A 13,316-nucleotide genomic window follows, 5' to 3' on the forward strand; every position below is an offset into this window, starting at 1 on the left:
GCCCTCTGTCACACTCACTATAAATGTTATCAATTATAGATAAATGCAAACATTTAGTTATAAGGAGAGAGAGATGCGCGTCATTACGCTTGCGGGCAGCCCGCGTTACCCTTCCCGTTCCAGCGCCCTGCTGGAATATGCCAGAGAGACGCTCACCGCCGCCGATATCGAAGTCTGCCACTGGCATCTGCAGAACTTTGCCCCGGAAGACCTTCTCTACGCTCGCTTTGACAACCCGGCGCTGCAGACGCTCAATGAGCAGCTGGCCGGGGCTGACGGCTTGATCATCGCCACGCCGGTGTATAAAGCCTCGTTTTCCGGCGCCCTGAAAACGCTGCTCGACCTGCTTCCTGAGCGGGCGCTGGAGGGCAAAATCGTACTGCCGCTGGCCACCGGCGGCACCATCGCCCACATGCTGGCGGTGGACTACGCCCTGAAGCCGGTGCTGAATGCCCTCAAGGCTCAGGAGATCCTCCACGGCGTCTTCGCCGACGACAGCCAGGTGACCGATTACCAGCACAAGCCGCAGTTTACCCCGAACCTGCAGCGGCGCCTCGATGAAGCCCTCGAGACCTTCTGGCAGGCGCTGCACCGCCCCAGCAGCCGCGCGCCGTCATTAACGTCTCTGCGTGGGGTGGAACATGCTTAATCCTCTCCGCGCTCTGACCCTCGGCGGACTGCTGCTCTTTTCCACCCTGGGCCACGCCGCCCCGGCGGCGCCTGACGCCCTGCGCATCGGTTATCAGAAAGGCAGCGTCAGCATGGTGCTGGCGAAAAGCCATCAGCTGCTGGAGCAGCGCTACCCAAAGACCCATATCTCGTGGATAGAATTCCCGGCCGGTCCGCAGATGCTGGAGGCGCTGAACGTTGGCAGCATCGATATCGGCAGCACTGGCGACATTCCGCCTATCTTTGCGCAGGCGGCGGGCGCCGATCTGGTGTATATCGGTTCGGAACCGCCCAAGCCCAAAGCGGAAGTGATTCTGGTGGCGCAGGGCAGCCCGATTCATAACGTTGCGGAGCTGAAAGGAAAAAAGGTTGCTTTTCAGAAAGGCTCCAGCTCCCACAATCTGCTGCTGCGCGCCCTGCAGCTGGCAGGTTTGAAGTTTAGCGACATTCAGCCGGTCTATCTCGCCCCCGCCGATGCGCGCGCCGCCTTCCAGCAGGGCAATGTCGACGCCTGGGCGATCTGGGATCCGTATTACTCCGCCGCGCTGCTGCAGGGCGGCGCCCGGGTGCTAACCGACGGAACCGACCTGAAACAGACAGGATCCTTCTATCTCGCTTCCCGCCCTTACGCTGAACGCAATGGCGCCTTTATTGAGGGTGTACTCGATACCTTTACGCAGGCCGATGCCCTGACCCATAGCCAGCGCGCGCAAAGCATTACGCTGCTGGCGAAAACGATGGGGTTACCGGAGGCGGTGATCGCCAGCTACCTGGACCATCGTCCCCCCACCTCGGTTACCCCGGTGAGCGCCGAAACCGCCGCTCGCCAGCAGCAGACGGCCGACCTGTTCTATGAGAACAAGCTGGTGCCGAAAAAAGTAGATATCCGGGCCCGCATCTGGCAGCCCGCCGCCGCACAAGGAGCGAAATCATGAGTCTGAATATGTTCTGGTTTTTACCGACCCATGGTGATGGTCGTTATCTGGGTACCGAAGAGGGAGCCCGTCCGGTCGATTATGGCTATCTGCAGCAAATCGCGCAGACGGCGGATCGGCTGGGGTTCACCGGCGTGCTGATCCCGACCGGGCGCTCATGTGAAGATGCCTGGCTGGTTGCGGCCTCGATGATCCCGGTAACGCAGCGGCTGAAATTTCTTGTCGCCCTCAGGCCAAGCGTGGTGTCGCCGACGGTGGCCGCGCGCCAGGCGGCGACCCTGGACCGGCTGTCAAACGGCCGGGCGCTGTTCAATCTGGTCACCGGCAGCGATCCCGCCGAGCTGGCTGGCGACGGTGTCTTCCTCGACCACACCGAGCGCTATGAGGCCTCGGCTGAATTTACCCACATCTGGCGCAAGCTGATGGAAGGGGAAACTGTCACCTTTAACGGTAAGCATCAGCGCGTTCGCGACGCTAAACTGCTGTTTCCGCCGCTCCAGCAGCCGCGTCCGCCGCTCTATTTCGGCGGCTCGTCTGAGGTGGCGCAGGATCTGGCCGCTGAGCAGGTCGATCTCTATCTTACCTGGGGGGAACCACCGGCCCAGGTGGCAGAGAAAATTGCTCAGGTGCGGGAGAAAGCCGCCCGGCACGGTCGCCGGGTGCGTTTCGGCATCCGCCTGCATGTGATCGTGCGGGAAACCAATGAGGAAGCCTGGCAGGCAGCGGACAGCCTTATCTCTCATCTTGATGATGAGACTATCGCCCGCGCCCAGGCAGCCTTCGCCAGAACCGACTCCGTCGGCCAGCAGCGGATGGCGGCCCTGCACAATGGCCGACGCGATAAGCTGGAAATCAGCCCCAACCTGTGGGCTGGCGTCGGTTTAGCGCGCGGCGGCGCCGGGACCGCGCTGGTGGGCGATGCCGCCACCGTGGCCGAACGGATCAATGAGTACGCCGCGCTGGGTATCGATAGCTTTATCTTCTCCGGTTATCCGCATCTGGAAGAGGCGTATCGGGTCGGCGAACTGCTGTTCCCGCTGCTCGACGTCGCGGTGCCGTCTGTCCCGCAGCCGCAAAGCCTGCGCCTGCAGGGAGAAGCCGTCGCTAACGAGTTTATCCCGCGTAAAGTGGCGCAGAGCTGAGGAGGTCGTGATGGCAAAATCAACCCATCCCCTGTTATTACGCCTCGCCCCCTGGCTGCTGCCGGTGGGAACGGTCATTGTCTGGCAGCTGGCCTCGTCCGTCGGCTGGCTGTCGACGCGGGTGCTGCCCTCGCCGGAGGGCGTATTGAAAGCGTTCTGGACCCTCTCGGCCAGCGGTGAGCTGTGGCAGCATCTGGCCATTAGCTCGTGGCGGGCGCTGGTCGGCTTCGCCATCGGCGGCTCCATTGGGCTGGTGCTCGGCTTGATCAGCGGTCTGTCACGCTGGGGCGAGCGCCTGCTGGACACGTCGATCCAGATGCTGCGCAATGTGCCGCATCTGGCGCTGATCCCGCTGGTGATCTTGTGGTTCGGCATCGATGAGACCGCCAAGATCTTCCTCGTATCGCTGGGCACCCTGTTCCCGATCTATATCAACACCTGGCACGGGATCCGCAATATCGACCGCGGACTGGTGGAGATGGCGCGCAGCTATGGTTTATCCGGCTTTGCTCTTTTCCGTCACGTGATTTTACCCGGCGCCCTACCCTCGATTATGGTCGGCGTGCGTTTCGCCCTCGGTCTGATGTGGCTGACGCTTATTGTCGCCGAAACCATCTCGGCGAACGCCGGTATCGGCTACCTGGCGATGAATGCGCGTGAATTTCTGCAAACCGACGTGGTGGTGGTCGCCATCATTCTTTACGCCATTCTTGGCAAACTGGCCGACGTCAGCGCCCAGCTGCTGGAGCGGCTCTGGCTGCGCTGGAACCCGGCGTATCATCTTCAGGAGGCGAACGCATGAACACTGCCCGTCTAAACCCAGGTATCCCGCTGCTGCTGAACGGGGTGACTAAACGCTATGGCGACAACACCATTCTTAACGAGCTGGATCTGCATATCCCCAGCGGCCAGTTTGTGGCGGTGGTGGGCCGCAGCGGCGGCGGCAAAAGTACCCTGCTGCGCCTGCTGGCGGGCCTGGAAACCCCGAACGCTGGCGAGCTACTGGCGGGCGCAACGCCGCTGGCGGCGATCCAGGACGACACCCGGATGATGTTTCAGGATGCGCGCCTGCTGCCGTGGAAAACGGTGATTGATAACGTGGGGCTGGGGTTAAAAGGCGCCTGGCGCGAAGCCGCCCTGCAGGCACTGGCCAGCGTCGGACTCGAGAGTCGCGCGCAGGAGTGGCCGGCGGCGCTGTCGGGCGGGCAAAAGCAGCGCGTTGCGCTGGCCCGCGCCCTGATCCATCGCCCGCGCCTGCTATTGCTGGACGAGCCGCTGGGGGCGCTGGACGCCCTCACTCGTCTGGAGATGCAGGAGCTGATCGTCTCCCTGTGGCAGGAGCATGGCTTTACGGTCCTGCTGGTGACCCACGACGTCAGCGAAGCGGTGGCGATGGCCGACCGGGTGCTGTTAATTGAAGAGAAGAAGATCGGTCTCGATTTGAACGTGGATATTCCGCGACCGCGGCGCACCGGTTCGGCGAAGCTGGCCGAGCTGGAGGCGGAGGTACTGGATCGGGTGATGAAGCGCGGCAAGAGCGAGAGCGTGCCGCGTTTATTTAGTCATGGCTGACCGGAGTAACGGTCTGCTGTCAGAACGGGGGCATATCGTCATCCGACATGTCCCCGGCTCGCGCTTTGCTCAGCCGGGCGACCAACGACAAATCTGCCGCGTATTCCAGACCGGGTAAGCATCGCGCCACCCGACAACATCACTGCGGCACCAGGTAACCCGGACAGGGCGCAATGTGCGCCGCAACCCGGGTTTACGCCACGGTTACGCCAGCGCCTTACTGATTTTCTCGTACAGATCGCCTGAGAGATCCTTCAGACCCTTCAGCTGCTCCAGCGCGGCGCGCATCAGCGCCTGGCGTTTCTCATCGTAACGCTTCAGGCGAATCAACGGCTCAATCAGTCGCGATGCGACCTGCGGGTTGCGCTGGTTAAGCTCGGTCAGCATCTCCACCAGGAACTGGTAGCCGCTGCCGTCTTCCGCATGGAACGCCGCCGGGTTGCTGCTGGCGAAAGCGCCGATGAGCGACCGCACGCGGTTCGGGTTGCTCATGCTGAACGAACGATGGTTCAGCAGACCGCGTACCGTTTCGACCACATTGGCCGCCGGGCTGGTGGACTGCAGGATAAACCACTTGTCCATCACCAGGCCGTCCTGATGCCATTTGTCGTCATACTCCTGCATCAGCGCATCGCGGCACGGCAGCTCAGCGGCAACCGCCGCCGACAGCGCGGCCAGCGCGTCGGTCATGTTATCCGCCTGGTGATACTGCGCCGCCACCAGCTTATCGCCCAGCGTCGGTTCTGCGAACGCCAGATAGCGCAGGCAGGTATTGCGCAGGGCGCGCTTACCGATATCGGCATGCTCCACCCGGTAGCTGTCGAGCTTATTGGCGTTATATACCGCGAGGAATTCGTCCGCCAGCTCGTTCGCCAGGGTGCGGGTGAGCGCCTCGCGCACGGTGGCGATGGCGATAGGATCGATAATGGCGAACATCTCGGCGATTTCGTTGGCCGACGGCAGGGTTAAGATCTCGGCGGCCAGCGCCGGGTCAATCTTCTCGTCGAGCAGAATCGCGCGGAAGGCGTCCGCCACGTGCACCGGCAGCGACAGCGGCTGTCCCTGCTGATGACGGTTAACGTTCAGCTTGATGTAGGTCGCCAGCAGGCTCTGCGCCGCATCCCATCGCGAGAAATCATTCCGCGCATGGCGCATCAGGAAGGTGAGCTGCTGATCGCTCCACTTGTATTCCAGTTTCACCGGTGCTGAAAACTCGCACAGCAGGGCCGGTACCGGCTGGAAATAGACATTATCAAAGACGAAGGTCTGCTCAGCCTGAGTCACATTAAGCACCGGGTGCAGCGGATGGCCGCCCTTCTGCAGGGGGATCACCTTACCTTCGTTATCGTACAGCTCGATGGCAAACGGAATATGCAGCGGTTGTTTCTCAGCCTGCTCGGCGGTCGGCGGCGTGCGCTGGCTGATGGTGAGCGTATACTGCTCGGTTTCCGGGTTATAGTCGTCATGGACGGTGACGATCGGCGTACCGGACTGGCTGTACCAGCGGCGGAAGTGCGACAGATCGACGTTCGAGGCATCTTCCATCGCCTGGACGAAATCGTCGCAGGTGGCGGCGCTGCCGTCATGACGTTCAAAATAGAGCTGCATCCCTTTCTGGAAGTTTTCTTCACCCAGCAGAGTGTGCAGCATGCGGATCACTTCGGCGCCCTTTTCGTAGACCGTCAGGGTGTAGAAGTTGTTCATCTCGATAACCATATCCGGGCGGATCGGGTGCGCCATCGGGCTGGCGTCTTCGGCAAACTGCAGCCCGCGCATAGTGCGCACGTTGTTGATGCGGTTCACCGCCCGCGAGCCGAGGTCGGAGCTGAACTCCTGATCGCGGAACACGGTCAGCCCCTCTTTCAGGCTGAGCTGGAACCAGTCGCGGCAGGTGACGCGGTTGCCGGTCCAGTTATGGAAATATTCATGACCAATCACGCGCTCAATATCGAGGTAGTCTTTATCGGTGGCGGTATCGGTACGGGCCAGAACATATTTGGAGTTAAAGACGTTCAGCCCTTTGTTCTCCATGGCACCCATATTAAAGAAGTCGACGGCGACAATCATATAGATGTCGAGGTCATACTCGAGGCCAAAGCGCTCCTCATCCCATTTCATGGAGTTTTTCAGCGAGGTCATCGCCCACGGCGCGCGGTCGAGATTGCCGCGATCGACGTACAGCTCCAGCGCCACTTCACGCCCGGAGCGGGTGGTAAAAGTGTCGCGCAGGACGTCGAAATCACCGGCCACCAGCGCAAACAGGTAGCACGGTTTCGGGAATGGATCCTGCCACTGTACCCAGTGACGACCGTTCTCCAGTTCCCCTTCCGCCATACGGTTGCCGTTGGAGAGCAGGAACGGATATTTGGCTTTATCGGCGATAATTTTGGTGGTAAAGCGCGCCAGCACGTCCGGACGGTCCAGATACCAGGTGATGTGGCGGAAACCTTCCGCTTCACACTGGGTGCACAGCGCTTCGCCTGACTGATACAGGCCTTCCAGCGCGGTGTTCGCCGCCGGGCTGATCTCATTGACGATGGTCAGGGTGAAATGCTCCGGCAGGCCGCCGATCACCAGCTGATTGTTTTCTTCTTTATAGTCGCTCCACGGCTGTCCGTTCACCTGCAGCGAAATCAGAGTCAGATCTTCGCCGTCCAGGCGCAATGGCACATCAGACGCTGCCGCGTGGCGGGAGACCTTGCTCTCGGCCGTAACAACGGTTTTTGCGGCATCCAGGTCAAAGGTCAAATCGATATCGCTAATCAGATACTCCGGCGCACGATAGTCGTGGCGGTATTTGGCTTGGGGCTGTTGTGTCATAAAAAACCTTTCGCATCTTCGGTAAAGTGTCGTCCCAGTCTATTCCCGTTGTGTCAATCGCGCTATGCAGAATCTTCATCTTTTCAACGTGAAACACGGAAATCGCTACATTTTGTTAACACTCGCGGCACGAAATGCCCTCGACCCGACGCAAAGCTTGTGGTGTGATCCATGTTCAATATATTAAACTAGGCCTCGCAAATGACCGTCAGCGTCGCCATTGCTCGCCATCGCGGGACAGAGCCGGGTAATAAAGGTATACTCCGCCTCCTTTTTCCGCGTTGGTTTCGATGGAACGCTCCAGTGAGAGGATGCTACTGCGCACCATGACACAATTCACTTCTCCTGTACTGCACTCGCTGCTTGATACGGATGCCTACAAGCTGCACATGCAGCAGGCTGTCTTCCACCGCTACGGCGATGTACATGTGGCGGCGGAGTTTCGCTGCCGCGGAGACGACCTGCTCGGCATCTATGCCGACGCGATCCGCGAGCAGGTGGAGTCCATGCGCGACCTGAGGCTGCGGGATGATGAATATCGCTGGCTGTCCACCCTTCCTTTTTTTCGCCAGGATTACCTCGACTGGCTGCGCGATTTTCGCTATGACCCACGCCAGGTCACGGTCACCAATGACAATGGCAAGCTGAACATTCGCCTTACCGGCCCATGGCGGGAAGCCATCATGTGGGAAGTCCCGCTGCTGGCGGTGATAAGCGAGCTGGTACATCGCTACCGTTCACCCGAGACGGGCGTGGAACAAGCGCTAAACGCGCTTGAACATAAGCTAGGCGACTTCGCCACCATGACCGCTGACCTCGATATGAGCGCCTTCCGCCTGATGGATTTCGGCACCCGCCGTCGTTTTTCACGCGAGGTGCAGGAAGCCATTGTGCAACGCCTGCAGCAGGAGCCATGGTTTGTTGGCACCAGCAACTACGATCTGGCGCGCCGTCTCAACTTAACCCCGATGGGCACCCAGGCCCATGAGTGGTTCCAGGCTCATCAGCAGATCAGCCCGAACCTGGCCAGCAGCCAGCGGGCGGCCCTCGCCGCCTGGCTGGAAGAGTATCCTGACCAACTGGGCATCGCACTGACCGACTGCATCACCATGGATGCGTTCCTGCGCGATTTCGGTCCGGAGTTCGCCACCCGCTATCAGGGTTTGCGCCACGACTCCGGCGACCCGGTGGAATGGGGTGAAAAAGCCATCGCCCATTATCAGAAGCTGGGCATCGATCCGCTGAGCAAAGTGCTGGTCTTCTCCGATAATCTCGATCTGGCGAAAGCCGTCGACCTGTATCGCCACTTCGCCTCGCGGGTGAAGCTGAGCTTTGGGATCGGCACCCGTTTAACCTGCGATCTGCCGCAGGTTAAACCGCTCAATATCGTGATTAAGCTGGTGGAATGTAACGGCAAGCCGGTGGCGAAACTCTCCGACAGCCCGGGGAAAACCATCTGCCACGATAAGGCCTTCGTCCGCGCCCTGCGCGAAGCGTTCGACCTGCCGCCGATTAAAAAAGCGAGCTAATTTTCTTAAGGAGCCTTTCAGGCTCCTTTTTCTTTATTATTTATTGCCGAATTATCCGCTTATGATGCGAAATCTACTTGTCTGATGGAAGATGACAGGTAACATAGATATCCCCCCGCTGTAGGGGGAAGAGACTTTTTTATTGGACTATATAGAGAGATTATTATGAGCGTTGTGCCTGTAGCCGACGTACTCCAGGGCCGCGTTGCCGTTGACAGCGAAGTCACGGTCCGCGGATGGGTGCGTACCCGCCGAGATTCAAAAGCTGGCTTTTCATTCCTCGCCGTCTATGACGGTTCCTGCTTTGATCCTGTACAGGCCGTTATTAATAATTCTCTGCCCAATTACAATCAGGAAGTGCTGCGTCTGACCACCGGTTGCTCGGTGATTGTCACCGGTAAAGTCGTGGCTTCCCAGGGCCAGGGTCAGAGCTTTGAGATCCAGGCGACCAACGTGGAAGTGACCGGCTGGGTGGAAGACCCGGACACTTATCCGATGGCGGCCAAGCGCCACAGCATCGAGTATCTGCGTGAAGTGGCCCACCTGCGTCCGCGCACCAACCTGATCGGCGCGGTTGCCCGCGTGCGTCACACCCTGGCGCAGGCGCTGCATCGCTTCTTTGATGAGCAGGGCTTCTTCTGGGTCTCCACCCCGCTGATCACCGCCTCCGATACCGAAGGCGCTGGCGAAATGTTCCGCGTGTCGACGCTGGATCTGGAAAACCTGCCGCGTAACGATCAGGGCAAAGTCGATTTCGACAAAGACTTCTTCGGTAAAGAGTCGTTCCTGACCGTTTCCGGCCAGCTGAATGGCGAGACCTATGCCTGCGCGCTGTCGAAGATTTACACCTTCGGCCCGACCTTCCGCGCGGAAAACTCCAACACCAGCCGCCACCTGGCGGAGTTCTGGATGCTGGAGCCGGAAGTGGCCTTCGCCAATCTGAACGATGTTGCCGGCCTGGCGGAAGCGATGCTCAAGTACGTCTTTAAAGCGGTACTGGAAGAGCGCGCGGACGACATGCAGTTCTTCGCCGAGCGCGTTGATAAAGACGCTATCGACCGTCTGCAGCGCTTTATCACCGCTGATTTTGCGCAGGTGGATTATACCGACGCCGTCACCATTCTGGAAAACTGCGGCAAGCAATTCGAGAACCCGGTGTACTGGGGCGTGGATCTCTCCTCCGAGCACGAACGTTACCTGGCTGAAGAACACTTCAAAGCGCCGGTGGTGGTGAAAAACTACCCGAAAGATATTAAGGCGTTCTACATGCGCCTTAACGAAGACGGTAAAACCGTCGCGGCAATGGACGTCCTGGCGCCGGGTATTGGCGAGATCATCGGTGGTTCCCAACGTGAAGAGCGCCTCGACGTGCTTGACGCGCGTATGGCCGAGATGGGCCTGAATAAAGAAGACTACTGGTGGTATCGCGATCTGCGCCGCTATGGCACCGTTCCACACTCCGGCTTTGGCCTGGGCTTCGAGCGTCTGATCGCCTACGTGACCGGCGTGCAGAACGTCCGCGATGTCATTCCGTTCCCGCGGACCCCGCGCAACGCGACATTCTAAATTTTTCTGACATAAACCTGAAAGGCCAGCGCAAGCTGGCCTTTTTTTATGTCAATTACTGTTATCAAAATTCAACAAACTTAAACATCAAGGCCTCGAATTCACATTTATGTTACGCACTGTTTCGGTGCATCCTGGTGATACAGATCGCACTTTTTGTTCATAACAGAGCAAAACCCCTGATTAATTTGCTCATTTTTTAACCATACGCCGCACATCTTGCCAAGACAAAGGCTGAATAAAAAGAAGGCGGATTCAACACATAAAATGAGCAAATTTACCTTTATCCAAATTAATCATAAATATTTCATATAGATAGATATGGAAGGGCGATTTACCTCACCATGTGGAACGGAATTTTGATTAAGTTCACAAAGTTCCCAGAAATACATATTTAGTTACATGTTTTTTCGTTTTGTTACTCATATGAGATATTAGTAGCATTTTCCGGCTAGCGAAACGTTGTCGCGGATGGAAAGATGCCTTCAGACACCAAACTCTCATCAATGGTTCTGTAAGTTTTTATTGACAGAACTTATTGACGGCAGTGGCACGTGTTCATATAAAAAATATTAATGAGGGTAATAAATAATGATGAAGCGCAATATTCTGGCAGTGGTGATCCCTGCCCTGCTGGTAGCCGGTGCAGCTAACGCTGCAGAAATCTATAACAAAAACGGCAACAAACTGGACTTCTACGGAAAAATGGTCGGCGAGCACGTCTGGACCACCAATGGCAAGACCAGCAGCGACGATACCACCTACGCCCGTATCGGCCTGAAAGGCGAAACTCAGATCAACGATCAGCTGACCGGCTACGGTCAGTGGGAATACAACATGGACGCCTCCAACGTTGAAGGTTCCCAGCCGACCAAAACCCGTCTGGCGTTCGCAGGTCTGAAAGCGGGCGAGTATGGTTCATTCGACTACGGCCGTAACTACGGCGCAATCTACGACGTCGAAGCAGCAACCGATATGCTGGTTGAATGGGGCGGCGACGGCTGGAACTACACCGACAACTACATGACCGGCCGTACCAACGGCGTGGCAACCTACCGTAACTCTGACTTCTTCGGTCTGGTTGACGGCCTGAGCTTCGCGCTGCAGTACCAGGGTAAAAACGACCACGACCGTTCGATTCACAAGCAGAATGGCGACGGCTTCAGCACCGCGGCGACCTACGCGTTCGACAACGGTATTGCGCTGTCTGCTGGCTACTCCGGTTCCAACCGTAGCGTAGATCAGAAAGCTGACGGCAATGGCGACAAAGCCGAAGCCTGGGCAACCTCTGCAAAATATGACGCCAACAACGTTTACGCGGCCGTCATGTACTCCCAGACTTACAACATGACCCCGGAAAACCAGGGTAACTACTTCGCTGGCAAAACCCAGAACTTCGAAGCCGTTGTACAGTATCAGTTCGACTTCGGCCTGCGTCCGTCCATCGGCTACGTACAGACCAAAGGCAAAGACCTGCAGGCGCGCGGCGGCTTCTCCGGCGGCGATGCGGATCTGGTTAAATACGTCGAAGTGGGTACCTGGTACTACTTCAACAAGAACATGAACGTCTATGCGGCGTACAAGTTCAACCAACTGGACGACAACGCTTATACGCGTGAAGCTGGCGTAGCGACCGACGACCAGGCGGCCGTGGGTATCGTTTACCAGTTCTAATTTGCAGTACACCCCTTCGTGATATGCCTTCAGAGCAGGACTTCGGTCCTGCTTTTCTCTATTCGTGAGGCAAAGATCGTATCTTTCGAAAACCTTCGCGCTTTTTGTCGCAAACGGTTGGCAATTCGTTGTTCTCCCGTTAACCTGATAGCGGATTTCCCTTCAGTAATCACAATGGAACCTCGTCATGTTTGAGAACATTACCGCCGCCCCAGCCGACCCGATTTTAGGTCTGGCCGATCTGTTTCGTGCCGATGACCGCCCTGAAAAGATTAACCTCGGAATTGGTGTTTACAAGGATGAAACTGGTAAAACCCCCGTTCTGACCAGCGTCAAAAAAGCAGAGCAGTACCTGCTGGAAAATGAAACGACTAAAAACTATCTGGGCATCGATGGTATTCCTGAATTTGGTCGCTGCACCCAGGAGCTGCTGTTCGGTAAAGGCAATGCGATTATCGCCGATAAACGCGCCCGCACCGCGCAGACCCCGGGCGGTACCGGTGCACTGCGCGTCGCCGCAGACTTCCTCGCCAAAAACACCGACGTGAAACGCGTGTGGGTAAGCAACCCGAGCTGGCCAAACCATAAGAGTGTGTTTACCTCCGCCGGGCTGGAAGTGCGTGAATATGCCTACTACGACGCGGCTAACCACGCGCTGGACTTTGATGGTCTGCTGGCCAGCCTGAACGAAGCCCAGGCGGGCGACGTGGTACTGTTCCACGGCTGCTGCCACAACCCGACCGGTATCGATCCCACGCTCGATCAGTGGCAGACGCTGGCGCAGCTGTCGGTCGAGAAAGGCTGGCTGCCGCTGTTCGATTTCGCCTATCAGGGCTTCGCCCGCGGCCTGGAAGAAGATGCTGAAGGGTTGCGCGCCTTTGCTGCTCTGCATAAAGAGCTGCTGGTCGCCAGCTCCTACTCGAAAAACTTTGGCCTGTACAACGAGCGCGTCGGCGCCTGCACTCTGGTCGCCGCCGATCAGGAGACTGTAGACCGCGCATTCAGCCAGATGAAGTCGGTGATCCGCGCTAACTACTCCAACCCGCCTGCGCACGGCGCGTCCGTGGTCGCGACCATTCTGAGCAACGATGCGCTGCGGGCGATCTGGGAGCAGGAGCTGACCGATATGCGCCAGCGCATTCAGCGCATGCGACTGCTGTTCGTCAATACCCTGCAGGAGAAAGGCGCGAGCCGCGACTTCAGCTTTATCAGCAAACAGAACGGTATGTTCTCGTTCAGCGGCCTGACGAAAGAGCAGGTGCTGCGTCTGCGTGAAGAGTTCGCCATCTATGCGGTCGCGTCCGGCCGTATCAACGTGGCCGGCATGACGCCTGACAACATGGCGCCGCTGTGCGAAGCCATCGTCGCCGTGCTGTAAGCAATATTATTCGATATCAAGAAAAAGGCCG

General features: G+C 58.1%; 10 protein-coding genes. 9 read left to right on the forward strand and 1 reads right to left on the reverse strand.

What is annotated here, in order from left to right; genetic code table 11:
- The first annotated feature begins 73 nt into the window (after positions 1 to 73).
- Genes ssuE through ssuB form a run of 5 tightly spaced genes read left to right on the forward strand, consistent with a single transcriptional unit; the run spans position 74 to position 4,318 of the window.
- Positions 74 to 649, forward strand: coding sequence for an NADPH-dependent FMN reductase (ssuE, locus tag ACLEXF_RS10470; RefSeq protein ID WP_004201416.1), 576 nt, complete (start codon positions 74 to 76; stop codon positions 647 to 649).
- On the forward strand, positions 642 to 1,604 hold the full coding sequence (locus ACLEXF_RS10475) for a sulfonate ABC transporter substrate-binding protein (protein WP_004201415.1): 963 nt from the start codon (positions 642 to 644) through the stop codon (positions 1,602 to 1,604). Before ssuE ends, ACLEXF_RS10475 begins: the two co-directional genes overlap by 8 nt.
- Positions 1,601 to 2,746 carry an FMNH2-dependent alkanesulfonate monooxygenase gene (gene ssuD, locus ACLEXF_RS10480; RefSeq protein ID WP_004201414.1) on the forward strand — a complete coding sequence of 382 codons (1,146 nt, stop codon included), beginning with the start codon at positions 1,601 to 1,603 and terminating at the stop codon, positions 2,744 to 2,746. Before ACLEXF_RS10475 ends, ssuD begins: the two co-directional genes overlap by 4 nt.
- A 10-nt stretch (positions 2,747 to 2,756) precedes the next feature.
- Positions 2,757 to 3,548: an aliphatic sulfonate ABC transporter permease SsuC gene (gene ssuC / locus ACLEXF_RS10485; protein WP_004201413.1), complete on the forward strand. Its 792-nt coding sequence runs from the start codon at positions 2,757 to 2,759 to the stop codon at positions 3,546 to 3,548.
- A complete protein-coding gene (ssuB, locus tag ACLEXF_RS10490; RefSeq protein ID WP_004201411.1) occupies positions 3,545 to 4,318 on the forward strand; it encodes an aliphatic sulfonates ABC transporter ATP-binding protein in 774 nt (257 codons plus the stop codon). Before ssuC ends, ssuB begins: the two co-directional genes overlap by 4 nt.
- A 204-nt stretch (positions 4,319 to 4,522) precedes the next feature.
- Here the strand turns inward: ssuB and pepN are convergent, their stop codons facing one another.
- Entirely contained in the window at positions 4,523 to 7,138 is a 2,616-nt protein-coding gene (gene pepN / locus ACLEXF_RS10495) for an aminopeptidase N (protein ID WP_017899454.1), read from the reverse strand.
- Between the two features lie 326 nt (positions 7,139 to 7,464).
- Between pepN and pncB the strand changes: the two genes are divergently transcribed.
- The 4 genes from pncB (at position 7,465) to ACLEXF_RS10515 (ending at position 13,285) form a co-directional block, all read left to right on the forward strand.
- Positions 7,465 to 8,667 carry a nicotinate phosphoribosyltransferase gene (gene pncB / locus ACLEXF_RS10500; protein WP_004201408.1) on the forward strand — a complete coding sequence of 401 codons (1,203 nt, stop codon included), beginning with the start codon at positions 7,465 to 7,467 and terminating at the stop codon, positions 8,665 to 8,667.
- 165 nt (positions 8,668 to 8,832) lie between these two features.
- Positions 8,833 to 10,233 carry an asparagine--tRNA ligase gene (gene asnS, locus ACLEXF_RS10505; protein ID WP_017899452.1) on the forward strand — a complete coding sequence of 467 codons (1,401 nt, stop codon included), beginning with the start codon at positions 8,833 to 8,835 and terminating at the stop codon, positions 10,231 to 10,233.
- Between the two features lie 591 nt (positions 10,234 to 10,824).
- Entirely contained in the window at positions 10,825 to 11,907 is a 1,083-nt protein-coding gene (ompK35, locus tag ACLEXF_RS10510; RefSeq protein WP_049116479.1) for a porin OmpK35, read from the forward strand.
- Positions 11,908 to 12,094: 187 nt separating this feature from the next.
- Positions 12,095 to 13,285: an amino acid aminotransferase gene (locus tag ACLEXF_RS10515; RefSeq protein WP_017899450.1), complete on the forward strand. Its 1,191-nt coding sequence runs from the start codon at positions 12,095 to 12,097 to the stop codon at positions 13,283 to 13,285.
- The last annotated feature ends 31 nt before the right edge of the window (positions 13,286 to 13,316 follow it).

The sequence above is a fragment of the Klebsiella pneumoniae complex sp. WS1778 genome (assembly GCF_049472055.1).
Classification (GTDB): Bacteria; Pseudomonadota; Gammaproteobacteria; order Enterobacterales; family Enterobacteriaceae; genus Klebsiella; species Klebsiella quasipneumoniae.